The organism is Enterobacter cloacae complex sp. 370H10 (assembly GCF_050031535.1).
Lineage (GTDB): Bacteria > Pseudomonadota > Gammaproteobacteria > Enterobacterales > Enterobacteriaceae > Enterobacter > Enterobacter intestinihominis.
In genome coordinates this window covers 1,211,613-1,226,810 of sequence record NZ_JBLGWG010000001.1, presented here as the reverse complement: position 1 = coordinate 1,226,810, position 15,198 = coordinate 1,211,613, and the positions used below count along the sequence as shown (strand labels likewise).

General features: G+C 57.9%; 13 protein-coding genes. 6 read left to right on the top strand and 7 right to left on the bottom strand.

Features of this window, described 5'->3' with window-relative positions; translation table 11 throughout:
• Positions 1–7: 7 nt before the first annotated feature.
• On the bottom strand, positions 8–1,072 hold the full coding sequence (locus ACQG2Q_RS05940; protein WP_022647336.1) for an efflux RND transporter periplasmic adaptor subunit: 1,065 nt from the start codon (positions 1,070–1,072) through the stop codon (positions 8–10).
• A 111-nt stretch (positions 1,073–1,183) separates the two neighbouring features.
• On the bottom strand, positions 1,184–3,892 hold the full coding sequence (locus ACQG2Q_RS05935) for a cation-transporting P-type ATPase (RefSeq protein ID WP_063849515.1): 2,709 nt from the start codon (positions 3,890–3,892) through the stop codon (positions 1,184–1,186).
• A 488-nt stretch (positions 3,893–4,380) separates the two neighbouring features.
• Between ACQG2Q_RS05935 and ACQG2Q_RS05930 the strand changes: the two genes are divergently transcribed.
• A complete protein-coding gene (locus tag ACQG2Q_RS05930) occupies positions 4,381–4,629 on the top strand; it encodes a DUF1158 domain-containing protein (RefSeq protein WP_003858875.1) in 249 nt (82 codons plus the stop codon).
• Here ACQG2Q_RS05930 and ACQG2Q_RS05925 read toward each other — a convergent pair.
• On the bottom strand, positions 4,615–6,183 hold the full coding sequence (locus ACQG2Q_RS05925) for an alpha/beta hydrolase-fold protein (RefSeq protein WP_023299511.1): 1,569 nt from the start codon (positions 6,181–6,183) through the stop codon (positions 4,615–4,617). The two genes, ACQG2Q_RS05930 and ACQG2Q_RS05925, sit on opposite strands and share 15 nt — an antisense overlap.
• A gap of 123 nt (positions 6,184–6,306) precedes the next feature.
• On the opposite strand from ACQG2Q_RS05925, the gene ACQG2Q_RS05920 reads away from it, so the two are divergent.
• Positions 6,307–8,451 (top strand): TonB-dependent siderophore receptor, encoded by a 2,145-nt coding sequence (locus ACQG2Q_RS05920; protein ID WP_063849514.1) that lies wholly within the window; start codon positions 6,307–6,309, stop codon positions 8,449–8,451.
• A gap of 106 nt (positions 8,452–8,557) precedes the next feature.
• Here the strand turns inward: ACQG2Q_RS05920 and ACQG2Q_RS05915 are convergent, their stop codons facing one another.
• Entirely contained in the window at positions 8,558–8,899 is a 342-nt protein-coding gene (locus ACQG2Q_RS05915) for a RamA family antibiotic efflux transcriptional regulator (RefSeq protein ID WP_017694370.1), read from the bottom strand.
• Positions 8,900–8,931: 32 nt separating this feature from the next.
• Entirely contained in the window at positions 8,932–10,035 is a 1,104-nt protein-coding gene (locus tag ACQG2Q_RS05910; RefSeq protein ID WP_022647332.1) for a RomA family MBL fold metallo-hydrolase, read from the bottom strand.
• 192 nt (positions 10,036–10,227) lie between these two features.
• Between ACQG2Q_RS05910 and ACQG2Q_RS05905 the strand changes: the two genes are divergently transcribed.
• From ACQG2Q_RS05905 to nfsB, 3 genes are all read left to right on the top strand, one after another.
• Positions 10,228–10,818 (top strand): TetR/AcrR family transcriptional regulator, encoded by a 591-nt coding sequence (locus ACQG2Q_RS05905; protein ID WP_023299509.1) that lies wholly within the window; start codon positions 10,228–10,230, stop codon positions 10,816–10,818.
• Positions 10,808–11,176, top strand: coding sequence for an MmcQ/YjbR family DNA-binding protein (locus ACQG2Q_RS05900; RefSeq protein ID WP_022647330.1), 369 nt, complete (start codon positions 10,808–10,810; stop codon positions 11,174–11,176). The genes ACQG2Q_RS05905 and ACQG2Q_RS05900 overlap by 11 nt, the downstream gene beginning before the upstream one ends.
• 120 nt (positions 11,177–11,296) lie before the next feature.
• On the top strand, positions 11,297–11,950 hold the full coding sequence (gene nfsB / locus ACQG2Q_RS05895) for an oxygen-insensitive NAD(P)H nitroreductase (RefSeq protein WP_003858884.1): 654 nt from the start codon (positions 11,297–11,299) through the stop codon (positions 11,948–11,950).
• A gap of 27 nt (positions 11,951–11,977) precedes the next feature.
• On the opposite strand, the gene ACQG2Q_RS05890 is transcribed toward nfsB, so the two are convergent.
• Both ACQG2Q_RS05890 and ACQG2Q_RS05885 read right to left on the bottom strand, forming a co-directional pair.
• Complete coding sequence (locus ACQG2Q_RS05890) at positions 11,978–12,580, bottom strand: hypothetical protein (protein ID WP_023299508.1); 603 nt, start codon at positions 12,578–12,580, stop codon at positions 11,978–11,980.
• Positions 12,581–12,732: 152 nt separating this feature from the next.
• Entirely contained in the window at positions 12,733–13,602 is an 870-nt protein-coding gene (locus ACQG2Q_RS05885) for a helix-turn-helix transcriptional regulator (protein WP_022647328.1), read from the bottom strand.
• 107 nt (positions 13,603–13,709) lie between these two features.
• Between ACQG2Q_RS05885 and ACQG2Q_RS05880 the strand changes: the two genes are divergently transcribed.
• Positions 13,710–15,146 carry an MFS transporter gene (locus tag ACQG2Q_RS05880; protein ID WP_063849512.1) on the top strand — a complete coding sequence of 479 codons (1,437 nt, stop codon included), beginning with the start codon at positions 13,710–13,712 and terminating at the stop codon, positions 15,144–15,146.
• Positions 15,147–15,198: the final 52 nt, after the last annotated feature.

Genomic DNA, 15,198 nt, shown 5'->3' with positions numbered 1-15,198 from the left:
TGGCTCCTTAATTCAGTATCTGAACGGCAGCGCCTGGCTGCACGCGCTGCGCACCGTCAGTAATTGCTCGCTCACCGGGCTTAACGCCGGAGGCAATCTGGAACTGCTGGCCCATCTGCCCGGCGACCTTAAGCGGACGCATTTCGGCTTTATCCTCGGCGTTAACCACCCAGGCGAAGAACCCGTCGCCATTCTGTTGTACCGCAGCGGCGGGCAGGGTCAGGACAGGCTGCTCGCTTGCCGGACGCAGGTAGACGTTCACATTGCCGCCGGGCAGCAGCTGATGGCGCGGGTTGGCGAACTCGGCGCGCAGCATCACGCTGGCGGTACGCGGGTCGATGCGGTTGTCCACGGAGGTGAGTTCCCCGCTGACGCGCTGGCCGTTGCTGTCAATCAGCGCCTGCCAGGCCTGTTTCATGGCGCTGATATCCGCATGCTGTCCGGCTTTGGTGGCAAACGCGCCCTCTTCCAGCGCAAAGGCGATGCGGATCGGATCGAGCTGGACCACCTCCACCAGCACACCGCTGGCAGGATCCACCAGGCTGCCGACGTGAAAGTTGCTGTGCCCCACGCGTCCGTCAATCGGTGAGGTAATGCGCGTGTAGTTGAGGGTGACGCTGCGGGTGTCGAGACGGGCTTTCGCCTGCTCCAGCGCGGCGCTCGCTACGTCGCGCTGCATGCGGGCGTTGTCCACGTCGTGGCGGCTGATGGCGTTGCTGCTTCCCAGGCTTTCAAAGCGGGACAGCTGCTGCTGCGCCTGACGCAGCGTGGCTTCGGCGCTTTTCACCTCGGCCTGCGCCAGGCGCAGGGCGGCGCGCGGCTCGGCGTCGTCCAGCTCGAACAGCACGTCACCTTTTTTCACGTACTGGCCGTCGCGGAAGTGGATTTTGGTAATCACGCCTTCCGTACGCGCGCGCAGTTCAACGGTGTGAATCGCTTCGATGCGACCCGGGATCTGACGTTCGGCGGCGTGGGCGGTTTGCTCCACGGTGGCGACACGCACGGGAATGACTGCGGCGAATGCGGGCGGCAGGGTAGCGGCGAGGAGTATGAGCAGGAGCGGGAATTTCATGGGAGTACCTCAGTATTTTCCCCTCACCCTAACCCTCTCCCCAAAGGGGAGAGGGAACTTGAACACCCTCTCCCCTTTGGGGAGAGGGCAGGATGAGGGGTAAGGTTTTGGTTATGCAGCCTTACGGAACCTGCGGGTCAGTCGCTTCTCGATTTCGACGACGAAGAACATCACCCCCGCCACCGCCAGCGTCACGAACCAGTAGCGCAGCGGCAGTGCTTCGGTGCCGAACAGCATCTGCATAAACGGCAGGTAGATGATCGCCGCCTGGAGCAGGAACAGTACGCCCGTTACCAGCCAGATCCCTTTGTTCGCCAGCAGGCCGCGGTTCAGGGAGAACCCTTCGGTGTTGCGGCAGTTAATCATGTACACCCACTGGGCGCAGACCAGCATCTGGAGCAGCACGGTGCGGATGAACTCCGCGCTGTGCCCGCGCGGGGCCAGCCAGGCTTCCAGCGCAAAGGCGGCGATGGCAATCATGGTGCCGACGAAAGCCACGCGCCATACGGCGTAGGCGTCCATCACGTGCTGCCCGGTCTGACGCGGCGGGCGGCGCATGATGTTGCGCTCGGCGGCCTCGAAGGCCAGGCCGAAGGAGAGCGTGGCGGAGGTCGCCATGTTCATCCACAGGATCAACACCGGCGTCAGCGGAATGATGTTCCCCGCCAGCAGCGCAATCACAATCAAAAGCCCCTGCGCCAGGTTGGTCGGCATGATGAACAGAATGGTCTTCTTCAGGTTGTCGTAAACGCGACGCCCCTCTTTCACCGCGCTGGCGATGGTGGCGAAGTTATCGTCCGTCAGGACCATGTCCGCCGCCTCTTTGGTGACTTCCGTGCCTTTGATGCCCATCGCAATACCCACATCCGCCTGACGCAGCGCTGGCGCATCGTTCACGCCGTCACCGGTCATACCGACGATTTCGCCTTTGTCCTGTAACGCTTTCACCAGGCGCAGCTTATGCTCCGGGCTGGTACGGGCGAAGATGTCATACTTCACCGCCGCTTCGGCCAGCTCGGCGTCGTCCATCTTCTCCAGCTCATAGCCGGTGACCGCCTGCTCGCTGTTAGTGATCCCCAGCATCTGGCCTATGCTCATCGCCGTCTGCGGGTGATCCCCGGTGATCATCTTCACGCGGATCCCCGCCTGCTGGCAGGCGTTAATTGCCTCAATCGCTTCCGGACGCGGCGGATCCATCATCCCGGCAATGCCGAGGAAGATCAGGCCGTGGCTCAGGTCGTCGTGAGTCAGTGCCTGCTCACCGTTCGCTGGCCTGAACGCCGCGGCGACCATGCGCAGCCCCTGACGCGCATAGCGCTCCATCTCCGTTTCCCAGTACGCGCGGTCAAAGGCTTGCGCACCGTTGCGGGTCTGCTGCTGCTCACACAGGGCGAAAATCACGTCCGGCGCGCCGGTGATCAAAATCTGCTCCTCACCGCCAATCTGGTAGTGGGTGCTCATGTACTTGTACTGCGAGTCGAACGGGATCTTGTTGACCAGGGTGGTCTCGACCGGTGCGAGGTGGGCTTTTGCCGCCAGCACCTTCAGCGCGCCCTCGGTCGGGCCGCCGGTGATGCCCCACAGGCCGCGCTCGTCCTGAATCAGCTGGCTGTCGTTACACAGGTCGATGGTGCGCAGGTACTGCTCCAGCACGGTGCCCGGCTGGATCTGCACCGGCTCGTCGCTGCCTTCGAGGTAGAGGTTGCCCACCGGCTCGTAGCTGTTGCCGTCCACGCGATAGCACGTATCGGCGGTAATGATGGCTTTCACCGTCATCTCGTTCATGGTCAGGGTGCCGGTTTTATCCGAGCAGACCACGGTCATCGCGCCCAGGGTTTCAACCGTCGGCAGCTTGCGGATAATCGCCCGCTTACGCGCCATCGCCTGTACGCCCAGAGAGAGGATGATGGAGATAATCGCCGGCAGACCTTCCGGTACGGAGGCTACCGCCAGGCTAATCAGGGAGAGCAGCAGCTCGCCCATCGGGATCTCGCGGAACACCAGGCTGAAGACAAACAGCGCGGCCATCATCGCCAGAATGATGGCGAAAATCGCTTTGCCCAGCTTGTCCATCTGCACCAGCAGCGGGGTGCGGTGCTTTTCAATGCCCGCCATCATCTGGTTGATGTGGCCGAGCTCCGTATCCTTACCGGTCGCGGTGACCAGGCCAACGCCACCGCCCGCGCTTACGGTCGTCCCGGAGAAGACCATATTGGTGCGGTCGCCCAGCGGCAATTCACCGCTCAGCGGATTAATGTGTTTATCCACCACGGTGGATTCGCCGGTCAGAATTGCCTCTTCCACGCGTAAATTATGCGCTTCTATTAAGCGCATATCCGCCGGAATACGATCTCCTGCGCGCAACACAATAATATCGCCCGGGACGATTTCCGTCGTCGGGATGGTTTCATGGTTACCATTACGAATTACGCGCGCCTCGCTGGAGAGCATATTGCGAATACTCTTCAGGGATTTTTCTGCGTTACTTTCCTGAATGTGGCCAATTAAGGCATTGATTACCGCCACACCCAGGATAACCAGCGTATCAACCCAGTGTCCCATTACAGCCGTTAATACGGCGGCAGCCAGCAGGACGTAAATCAGGACATCGTTAAAATGCGCGAGAAAACGCAGCCAGCCCGGCTTGCCTTTTTTCTCCGGCAGCGCGTTCGGGCCATGCTTCTGCAAACGCGCCTGCGCCTCGGTGCGGCCCAGGCCATTCGCCTGGCTCTGCGCCTGAGCAAGCACCTGCTCTACGGTCTGCTGGTACGCCTGCCCGCCTGCGGGTGGCATATTCTGCGAGAAATTTTTTTTGGTCATGGTATTTTTCCTTCAATATCCGGTGGACGGAAGCCGGAATTCCTTTCTGGCTTTAAATAATTCATTTTTAAGTCTTGCGGGTTAAATTGATCTACCGCAATATATTGACTACCCGGTTATTCAAAACTGATTAAAATTATTTCGACGCGTTGATTTTTACAAAATATTTCTAAACCAACACTAAACGAGGAGGAAGCATGTTTGGTATTTATCGCGGGCGGCGCCTGGCGTTATACATTGTCGCAGCCATTGTTATTGCGACGTTAATTGGATATAGCACCTATAGCTTTGTAAAATTATTTTCGTGAAAAAGACGTTTATTTACATTACGCGATATTAATTTAATCGCCCCGGAAATATTATCTATTTTCCGTTATTAACTCGCAGAATAACGGTGGCCTTTCACTCAATTTTGCCAGTGGGGATGATATTGCTTTACGTTTCAGGATGCCGGACAATGACATTTTTAACTCACGATTAACATTACGATGAAACACCCGTTAGAATCGCTGCTCACCGCAGGGGGCATTTTGCTGATGGCCCTGCTCTCCTGTCTGCTGTTACCTGCGCCGTCGCTGGGTCTGGTGCTGGCGCAGAAACTGGTTCAGACCTTTCATATGGTCGATCTGAATCAGCTGTACACCATTCTGTTCTGTCTGTGGTTTTTGGTGCTCGGCGCCATCGAATTCTTTATCCTGCGTTTCATCTGGCGCCGCTGGTTTTCACTGGCGTCGTAAGCCAGTAAGATCGCGCATCCCGTGGATCAGTGCTTCACACCAGGCCGCGTAGTCGTGGCCGCTGGATGAGGGGTGGAAGCTGACGCGATAGCCTTTTTCCTTCAGCACCTGTTCAAAATCCTGCGTGGTGCGATAAATGCCGCCGCCCGGCCCCGTGGTTTCAAACTTTCCGGCCTGTAACCAGAAGCGCACCGGATACGGCGGCGACTGCTGGTACTGACGCGTCAGCCAGCCGGGGGCGTCACCTTTCGGCGCCCACCAGTAGGAGCCGGAAAGGCTCAGCACGTTGCCAAACAGGCGCGGATAGCGCAGCGCCACCCATGACGAGGCAATTCCCCCGTAGCTCGACCCCGCCAGCACCGTTTTCTGCCGCTGCATGCCGATGCCCTGCCCGCGCAGCCACGGCAGCAGCTCGTGCGCCATAAAGTCAGCAAATTCCGGGTTCGGCGGCAGCTCGTTGCCGCGACGGGCGTGATCGAGGCTGTCGATAAATACCACGTTAATCGGTGGCAGGTGATGCCGGGCAATCAGACCGTCCAGCACGTTGGCAAAATGGTATTCGTCCTGATAAATCTGCCCGTCGAACAGAATTAACGTCCAGCGTGCGGGCTGTGCGCCGCGCGGTTTGTAGATCATCACGTCGCGGGCGTTGCCGAGGATGTGGCTGGAAAAACTCTGACGGCTCAACGTCCCGTGCACCAGCGGCTTTGCCGTGGCCTGAACGGAGCAGTAGCGCGCCGGGCTGAGATCGAGCAGCGAGTAACGGTTCCATCGATCCGCCTTCTGCTCCCCAAAGGTGTTCGGGTTAAGCGGATCGGCCTGTGCGCTCACCAGGATGGCACGGCGTTGATCGCGGGCAGAGCCTTCAACGATCGGCACATCGGGGGCGAGCTTATATTGCATCACCGTATCAGCGGGGACCACGTAGCTGCGGAACCAGACGTCGCTGTTGCCCAGGCGGAACAGCGGATCGTGATCCCCCGCAGGAGAGCCGAGAATGAAGACGTTATCCCGCGCGCCGCGCCACAGAAAGGTCACGCGCTTATGGCTCGCATCTACCGGTTCCACCATTGGCGTTCCCTGTCGACGCTGCGCCTGCCAGAACGCCTCGGTACTTCCACCGGCAGAAATGACGTTTGCCAGCGCCTTTAGCGTCGGGCTTACTGGCGCCAGCATCTGCACGCGTGGTAACGGAGAGGTCTCTTTCATCCGCCACTGAAAACGCCACGGCTTACCGGCTTCGCCGTGTAGCACCAGCGAGGTGTTCTGTTTCACCGGCAGGGCAAACAGCAGCGTGTGTTCCCCGTCCGCAGGACCATTTTCGATCAGCGTGCGGATGCGGCGGTTTTGCCCATCCAGCAGGCGCGCATCCGTCACGCCATTCAGCGTGGCGGAAACGTAATTTTCACCCAGTTCAGGCAGGGAGAAGCAGACTTCGCCGCTGGCATCAAACTTTCCCTGAACATCGCCCTGCCGGGACGACTGCTCGCACGTTGCCGCCACGGCGGGCAGCGCGCCGATCCCCAACAGCAACCCACTCCATACCCTCTTCATTACCGCTTGTTCCCCAACGAAATTTGTTAACAACGCTAATGCAAATGGTAATAATTTGCAATATCATCAACGGCGATTTACCGGTGTTTTTATGGCGATAGCAACCAAGGACGTTCAATAAAAATGTTTAAAAATAATAAGATAATGTATCTCTGGCTGATGAGTCTGGCGACGACCAGCGTCGCGGCTCAGGCAGAAATGAAAGAAGAAACGATTACGGTGACGCAGGGCGTGAGTGAAGAGCCCACTGCGCCCGTAAAAGGCATTGTTGCGACGAAAACGCTCTCCGCCACCAAGACCAGCGCGGAGATTGTGAAGACGCCGCAGTCGGTATCGGTGATCACCCGCGATCAGATGAACATGCAGGACGTCACATCCGTTTCGCAGGCGCTGCGCTACTCGGCGGGCGTGTTTACCGAATACCGGGGCTCGTCTAACCGTAACGACGAGGTGTTTGTGCGCGGCTTTAGCTACGTGCCAAAATTCCTCGACGGCTTAAGCTTTGGCGCAACGGCCTCATCACAGACGGGCACAGTTGACCCGTGGCTGCTGGAGCGCGTGGAGCTGGTGCGCGGCCCGGCGTCGGTCCTGTTTGGTCAGGTGAATCCTGGCGGGTTAATCAGCATGACCAGCAAGCGCCCGACGGCGGAGGCCATTCACAACGTGCAGTTCCGCACCGGCAATAACGATCTCGCCGAAGGTGCGTTTGATTTCGGCGGCAGGCTGAGCGACGACGGCCGCGTGCTGTATCGCGTGAACGGTATCGCCCGTACGCAGCATAATCAGGTGGACGATTATAAAGAGACGCGGATGGCGATCGCCCCGGCGATAACCTGGTATCCGAACGATCAGACCCGCTTTACGCTGCTGACCAGCTACCAGAAAGATCCGGATGCCGGATACCGCAACTTCCTGCCCGCGTATGGCACGGTGAAAAGCGTCGACGGGAAGTACATCCCGCGCGACTTTAACGTCAGCGATCCGAATTACAATCAGTCCTGGCGCGAGCAGACGATGATTGGCTACGAGCTGGAACACCAGTTCGCCGACAACCTCACCTTCCGCCAGAACGCCCGTTACACCACCATCAAGCAGAAATACCGTTATCTGGTTTACGCCAACAGCGCGGCCAACAGCACGGTGTTGACCCGTCGCGCCCAGCGTGAAGAGCGCACGACCAATGAATTTGGCCTCGATAACCAGCTGGAATATCTGCTGGAGACCGGGAGCGTCAGCCATACCCTGCTCGGCGGGTTTGATTACAAGACCAGCAAGGATAAACAGCTGCTGGCGCGCGGGAGCGGCTCACAGTATGACCTCGACTGGACAACCCCGGTTTACGGCGTGAACGTGGATGAAAGCACCTTCAAAACGGCCTCCGACGAGCAGCAAAATCTCGACCAGATGGGGCTGTATCTTCAGGATCAGATGAGCTGGAACAACTGGGAGTGGCTGGTTTCCGGGCGCTACGACTGGAGCGAAGTGCGTACCAACGACTTCACCGATAATAGCTTTACGCAGCAGAACGACAGCAAATTTACCTGGCGCACTGGCCTTCTGTACGCGTTCGATTTTGGCCTCTCGCCGTACATCAGCTACAGCACGTCGTTTGAGCCGAACCTGCAAACCAACCGTGCGCCGGGCGTCGCGCCATTCAGGCCTACTACCGGGGAGCAGACCGAGATTGGCCTGAAATATCAGCCGGTCGACACCACGCTGATGACTCTCGCGCTGTACGATTTAACTCAGGACAACGTAGCGACCTATAACAGCGCTGAAGGCTGGTTCGAAAATGCGGGCAAGGTGCGTTCGAAAGGCGCTGAAGCGGAAATCCACGCCACGCTGATGGATAACATCAACCTGATTGGCTCCTACACTTACACCGATGCAAAAACCGAAAGCACCACGGTGGCGGGCACCGAGGGCAAGACCCCGGCGCGTATCCCGACGCATATGGCGTCTGCGTTTGCCAGCTATACCGTTCCGGGCGGGGCGCTCAAGAGCCTGACCGCTGGCGTGGGGATGCGCTATATCGGCACCAGCTACGGCGATGCGAAGAACACCTTTAAGGTGCCATCGGTGGATCTGTATGACGCGATGCTGCGCTATGATCTGGGCGAGATGAACCGCAGCCTGAAAGGGGCAAGCGTGCAGTTCAACGTCAATAACGTGGCGGACACGAAGTATGTGGCGTCATGCGCAAGCGATACGGCGTGCTTCTACGGGATTGGCCGGACGGTGACGGCGACGGTGAATTATCGGTGGTAAGGGATTTGTAGGCCCGGTAAGCGCAGCGCCACCGGGCAATTACGGGCACCGAGCCCACAAAAAAGCCGGGTGGCGGCTACGCCTTACCCGGCCTACACGCGACATGTTAATGTGTCTGGCTATGGTTCTCTTTGCGGTACGCCCCGGGCGGCTGGTTGAAGGTGCGGGTAAAGATGCGGGTAAACGTCTGCTGCGAGTCAAACCCGTAGCGCAGGCAGATATCGTACACGCGCTCGTCTGACTCACGCAGATCGCGCGCCGCCATCAGCAGCTTGCGTTCGCGGATGTAGCGCCCCAGACTTTCGCCTTTGTACTGCATAAACAGCCGCTGTAAATGCCATTTTGAGTAACCCGCATGGCGGGCAATCTCTTCGATGCGTAACGGCTGGTGTAGGTTGTCATCGATCCATTCGACAATCGTATCAATGACCTGAGCGGAAATCGTCATACTGCTCTCCCCCTCTGCTTCTCGCTTAAACATTATTCCCACCACTCGCGAAATTGTTGCGTGGTATCACTCACCCGCACGGGCTCGCCCAGCTCCGGTGTCAGCAGCCGGTAGTTTTTATCCTTACTGGCTTTCGCCAGCTGGATCAGTGGATCGTTCCAGGTATGTTTCGCCAGCACAAAACGCCCGTTATGTCCCGGTACGACCGCTCTGGCATTGAGATCTGCCGAGGCCTGCGCCGTTTCCGCCGGATGCATATGAATGTACTTCCAGTCCTGGTCGTACTGGCCGTTTTCCATAATGGCTAAGTCAACTCCGCCAAACTGCTCGCCAATCGCTTTGAAGTGCGGGCCATAACCGGAGTCTCCGCTGTAGTAGACCTTCTGCTCCGGAGAGACAAACATAAAGCTGCCCCACAGGGTCTGGTTACGCTTAATGCCGCGCCCGGAAAAATGGCGCGCAGGCAACACGTGAACCGTCAGCGCATCGCTGATACGTACCGACTGGTTCCAGTCCCGCTCGTCGATAATCTCAGGGTTCATCCCCCAGTAGCGCAGATGCGAACCCACGCCCAGCGGGGTGACCACGCGCTTAACCTTCGGCAGCAGCGCCTTGATGGTGGCGTAATCCAGATGGTCATAGTGATCGTGGGAGATAATCAGCAGGTCGATCTCCGGCATGCTCTCCGCACGCCACGGGTACTCCCCCGCAAAGGCTTTATTGAGGAAGGAGAACGGTGCGGCGTAGTTACTCAGAACCGGATCGATCAGGATTCGTTGCCCCGCCAGCTGCATATACCAGGAGGAGTGGCCGAGCCACACCAGCGTGTCCTGCTCAGGCGACAGGCTCGCCAGATCGGTTTTCACCAGCGGCAGCGGCTGCGCAGGACGGGCGTTTTCGGTTTTACGGGTAAGAAACTGCCACCACGCCACCAGCATATTTTGTTGCCCGGTAAAGCCCGGCGTAGGGAGCGTGTTATGGAATTGCCCGTCGCGATAGTGCGGAGAGGCCTCCACTTCAGAGAGCTGCGCACCCTGCGGTGGCTGGCCAAATCCGGCATTCAGTACAAACGGTAAACTGGCAGCTGAAGCAATAATCATAACTAACACCACGCAGATGAATAGAGGCTTTTTCATTATCCTGACCCGCCAACGCGCCCTGTCCGATAGTTTGCGCGGGTTGAACTTGATTATGAGTGAGTAAGCACTCATTATAGATAGGATGATTACGCCGTCAAGAAGGTTTTCGATCTTTGACATTCCGCGTTGCAGCGTGGCAAAGCACGTGTTTCAATCAGGGTTTTTACAATTGACGGGAGGAAAAATTTAGTGGCACGTCCGAAGAGTGAAGATAAAAAACAGGCCTTACTGGAAGCAGCAACGGCTGCGTTTGCGCAGTCAGGTATTGCCGCCTCAACGGCGTTAATTGCCCGTAATGCGGGCGTCGCTGAAGGGACACTGTTTCGCTACTTTGCTACCAAAGACGATCTGCTGAATGCCCTCTATCTGCATCTGAAGCAGGATCTTTGCCAGACCATGCTGGCGAACCTCGATCGCACCATCACCCAGCCAAAAGAGCATACCCGTAATATCTGGAATAGCTATGTGGACTGGGGCATTCGTAACCCCCTGGCGCATGCGGCTATCCGCCAGATTGGCGTCAGTGAAAAGCTGAACATTGAAACCGAGCAGGCGGTGAAAGACATGTTCCCGGAAATACACGAACTGTGTCACCGCTCGGTGCGCCCGGTGTTTATGTCTGACGAGTTTAAGACCTTCGGTGATGCAATATTCTTATCGCTGGCTGAAACCACCATGGAGTTTGCCGCGCGCGATCCGTCCCGTGCCGTCGATTTTAAAGCGCTGGGCTTTGAAGCCATGTGGCGCGGGCTTGCTGAGGAAGAGAGCCATGGACAGTAAAGCCTTGCAGGAACATGCCAGACGCGTCGCGCTGGAGATGCCTTTTACCGAACATTGCTGGCCGTTTGGCCCGGAGTATGACGTGTTTAAGGTGGGCGGGAAAATTTTTATGCTGATGGCGACCGCTCACGGTCGGGCCCACGTCAGCCTGAAATCCGATCCGGAAAAATCGCTGCTCAATCAGCAGATCTACCGTGGCGTGGAGCCTGGCTACCATCTGAATAAAAAACACTGGATCTCCCTTTATGGCACGGACGACATCACGCCTGAACTGGTCACCGACCTGATTACGGATTCGTGGAATCTGGTCGTTGATAAACTGCCGAAAAAAGATCAGAAGTGGATTCGGCCAGCCTGATTGTTCGTCTGAGACGAACAGAATAAGCGCTCGAATCGCACTTATCTTTTCCCGCTTCGCGCGGTAATCTGCTTTCCTTTCACGCCCGCCCGCGGGCGAATTTCATCACCAGGAGTTGTTATGGATATTATTTCTGTCGCCCTGAAACGCCACTCTACCAAGGCGTTCGACCCAGCCAAAAAACTGACCGCAGAAGAAGCGGAAAAAATCAAAACGCTGCTGCAATACAGCCCGTCCAGCACCAACTCCCAGCCGTGGCACTTTATTGTTGCCAGCACTGAAGAGGGTAAAGCGCGCGTGGCAAAATCCGCGGCGGGCACCTATGTGTTTAACGAACGCAAAATGCTGGATGCCTCTCACGTGGTGGTGTTCTGCGCGAAAACCGCGATGGACGATGCCTGGCTTGAGCGCGTCGTCGATCAGGAAGAGGCTGACGGCCGTTTCGCCACGCCAGAAGCAAAAGCCGCGAACCACAAAGGCCGCTGCTATTTTGCCGACATGCACCGCGTGGATCTGAAAGATGACGACCAGTGGATGGCGAAGCAGGTTTACCTGAACGTCGGCAACTTCCTGCTGGGCGTGGCCGCGATGGGCCTGGACGCAGTGCCGATTGAAGGCTTCGATGCCGCAATCCTCGACGAAGAGTTCGGCCTGAAAGAGAAAGGTTTCACCAGCCTGGTGGTGGTGCCGGTTGGGCATCACAGCGTTGAGGATTTCAATGCCACGCTGCCGAAGTCTCGCCTGCCGCTGAGCACGATTGTGACTGAATGCTAATGAAAATGGGCCGCTGCATGCGGCCCGTTACGCTTTACTGATGACAAGCCTGCGATGCGGATGGACCTCACGATCGTTTCCCCAGGCAAAAGCAATCCAGCGCTCTTCCAGCTCAGCGTAGGAATTTACGGGCGTTAACGTCCACTCTTCTCCCACCGTACCGTCCGCCACACTAATGCGATAGTTCATGGTAAACGCCCAGTCGATCATGCGCAGCCAGAACCGTTGCCCGTCTCCCGTTTGTTCGCTGTCAGAGACAACGATGTCGTATTCGCTTAGCACCCACTGAAAAAAGAGTTGTGGCAACCCGCTTATCACGCGTTGATGAACGGCACGTGGCGTACGCCACACCATCACCTGCGTGGCGGCACCGTGGGGAAAGGTAATTTCTTTATGAAATTTAAGCTTTACGGCATACGCCGTATAAGGTTTGCCGTCATCGGTGGTCACGAGACGATATTCATCACCATAACGCGATTTCAGGAGCCGGTATCCCACAGGCAACAGAAACCCCGGCAGATGAAAATCCGCCGTACCTCGTGCCAGGAACGCTTCGGTGTGTTCGACGTTTCGGGAGATAAGGCCGAGTTTTTGGCTGAAGTCTGCGGAATCAATCATCAGTGGCGACATTTGTTGTTTCTCATGGCGTGAGTATAGTCGACTTAATCCCTCATCGAAATGATGTCGATTCAGTCGGTTGGTTTAAGTTAAACGCCACCTTATACCTGTCTCATCCGCTTAGCAGAGCCAGCTCTTATTCCCTGAAAGCCCCTCGCAAAAAATTATTTCCCCTGCGCCTCCAGCCATGCCATCGCCCTCTCACCCGCCTCGTCCACCGGTAAATAGACCAGCAGCCGCGATCCGTTTCGCGGCGCAGAGTACCAGTACATCTGCTGGAGATGAAAATCCCCCAGCTCGGGATGGGTGAACAGCTTGAGCTGGTTCTCCACGCCGCGCACGTCGTTACGCTGGTGCCACAGGGTTTTGAACTCCTCAGACACCGCAAAAAAACGCGCCAGCTTCGCTTCCCAGAGCGGGTCGCCACGGTGCTCGGCCATTGCCGCGCGGAAGTAGGAGACGAAAATCGGCAGCACGTCGTCACGTTTGCCGAGCCGCGCGCGCCACGCCGGATGGGTGAGGAACAGGTAAATACAGTTGCGATCTTCCGGCGGGATAGCGTTGAAATCGACGCCCATCAGGTGTCCGAAGCTGTCGTTCCACGCCACGATATCGAAATTCGGTTTCTGAATACTGGCAGGCTTCGGCATCAGGGTATCCAGCAGGCGACGCGTGCCTTCGCTGATCCCCTCACAGCACACCGCCTGCGGGGCTTCGCCCGGCGGCAAACCGGCAAGCACAAAAAGATGCCGGGCTTCGGTCGGGGTGCATTGCAGCGCTTTTGCAATGGCGGCCATCACCGCGCTGGACGGATTGACGTCCCGGCCCTGTTCCAGCCAGGTGTACCAGGTCACACCGACATCCGCGAGCATCGCTACCTCCTCCCGGCGCAGGCCCGGCGTGCGGCGACGGCCGCTGCGCGGTAAGCCGAGCCGCTGCGGATCGAGGCTTTCGCGCCGGGCACGCAAAAACGCGCCCAGCTGCTTGCGGGTGTCATCCTGGAGAGAGGTGACAGGTTCAGACATCAGCGCCATAACATCTCCTGCATGGTAGTGCCAGTACCAGTATAAGTAAGAACTGGTACCCGTTTATCAGATGGTTGATGCTACGACTCTACGCTGTTTGACGCAATGGAGTCACCATGAATACGTCAGTTGTTTCACCGGGTCGTGCGGGCCTGATATTGCTATTAACCGGCCAGATGCTGCCGCTGATTGATACCTCGATCACCAACGTGGCGCTGGATTCCATCACCCATTCGTTACACGCCACCGCCACCGAACTGGAGCTGATCGTCGCCCTCTACGGCGTGGCCTTTGCCGTCTGCCTGGCCCCCGGCAGCAAGCTGGGCGATAACCTTGGCCGCCGTCGCTTGTTTATGTGGGGCGTGGCGAGTTTTGGCCTGGCCTCGCTGCTGTGCGGCATAGCGGGCAATATCGAACAGTTGCTTGCCGCGCGCATCATCCAGGGCGCGGGCGCCGCGCTGATCATGCCGCAAATTCTCGCGACGTTGCACGTGACGTTAAAAGGAACGGCACACGCCAAAGCGATCAGTCTGTTCGGCGGTATCGGCGGTATTGCGTTTATCGTTGGCCAGATGGGTGGCGGCTGGCTGGTGTCGGCGGACATCGCCGGGCTTGGCTGGCGTAACGCCTTCTTTATCAACGTGCCGATTTGTCTGGTGGTGCTGGCGTTGAGCCGTCGCTACGTACCGGAAACCCGCCGCGACACGCCGTCGCGCATTGACTGGACCGGGACTATCCTGCTGACGGCGATACTGTGCTGTCTGCTGTTCCCGATGGCGCTCGGCCCGCAATGGCACTGGTCGTGGCCGCTGAAGGCCGCGCTGCTGGCGATTGTGCCGCTGGGCTTTTTGATGGTGTTAAACGCGCGTAAGAAAGAGCGTGAGAATGCCCACCCGCTTATCGCGCCGCGCCTGTTGCAGTTGCGCAGCATCCGCTTTGGCGTGCTGATTGGGATACTCTTTTTCAGCGTCTGGTCCGGGTTCATGTTCTGTATGGCGCTGACCATGCAAAGCGGTCTGGGGATGGCGCCGTGGCAGTCCGGGAACAGCTTTATCGCGCTCGGCGTCACCTATTTTATTTCCGCCTGGTTCGCCCCACGCCTGATTGCCCGCTACAGCACCAGCGCCATCCTGCTGACCGGGCTTGCGATTCAGCTTGTCGGCCTGGTGGCGCTGATCGCCACGTTCCGTCACTGGGGAATGCAGAATACCGCGCTGACGTTGGCCCCGGCCACCGGGCTGGTGGGTTACGGGCAGGCGCTGATTGTAAACAGCTTCTACCGTATCGGGATGCGCGATATTCAGCCTGACGACGCGGGGTCCGCGAGCGCGATTTTAAGCACGTTGCAACAGGCTGCGCTGGGGCTTGGCCCGGCCATTTTCGGCGCGATTTTGCTGCACGGGCTGCAAAATCATCACGGAGATTACACCCAGGCAGTCAACGTCTTCCTGATGGTGGAAACGGCCATGATGGGGGTGCTGGCAGTGGCCACGCTGCGTATGCGCCATCGTCTGTGTTTGCCGGTCGTCAAGGCCTGTCCGGCGACAAAATAAAACTGCCTGAATTTGCATAATAGATCCGCAGCCGCCATTATGGGGCTGCATC

Bases quoted from the DNA above. Each gene is read 5' to 3' on its own strand.
- ACQG2Q_RS05940 (WP_022647336.1), bottom strand. From the start codon at position 1,072: ATGAAATTCCCGCTCCTGCTCATACTCCTCGCCGCTACCCTGCCGCCC.
- ACQG2Q_RS05935 (WP_063849515.1), bottom strand. From the start codon at position 3,892: ATGACCAAAAAAAATTTCTCGCAGAATATGCCACCCGCAGGCGGGCAG.
- ACQG2Q_RS05930 (WP_003858875.1), top strand. From the start codon at position 4,381: ATGAAACACCCGTTAGAATCGCTGCTCACCGCAGGGGGCATTTTGCTG.
- ACQG2Q_RS05925 (WP_023299511.1), bottom strand. From the start codon at position 6,183: ATGAAGAGGGTATGGAGTGGGTTGCTGTTGGGGATCGGCGCGCTGCCC.
- ACQG2Q_RS05920 (WP_063849514.1), top strand. From the start codon at position 6,307: ATGTTTAAAAATAATAAGATAATGTATCTCTGGCTGATGAGTCTGGCG.
- ACQG2Q_RS05915 (WP_017694370.1), bottom strand. From the start codon at position 8,899: ATGACGATTTCCGCTCAGGTCATTGATACGATTGTCGAATGGATCGAT.
- ACQG2Q_RS05910 (WP_022647332.1), bottom strand. From the start codon at position 10,035: ATGAAAAAGCCTCTATTCATCTGCGTGGTGTTAGTTATGATTATTGCT.
- ACQG2Q_RS05900 (WP_022647330.1), top strand. From the start codon at position 10,808: ATGGACAGTAAAGCCTTGCAGGAACATGCCAGACGCGTCGCGCTGGAG.
- nfsB (WP_003858884.1), top strand. From the start codon at position 11,297: ATGGATATTATTTCTGTCGCCCTGAAACGCCACTCTACCAAGGCGTTC.
- ACQG2Q_RS05890 (WP_023299508.1), bottom strand. From the start codon at position 12,580: ATGTCGCCACTGATGATTGATTCCGCAGACTTCAGCCAAAAACTCGGC.
- ACQG2Q_RS05885 (WP_022647328.1), bottom strand. From the start codon at position 13,602: ATGGCGCTGATGTCTGAACCTGTCACCTCTCTCCAGGATGACACCCGC.
- ACQG2Q_RS05880 (WP_063849512.1), top strand. From the start codon at position 13,710: ATGAATACGTCAGTTGTTTCACCGGGTCGTGCGGGCCTGATATTGCTA.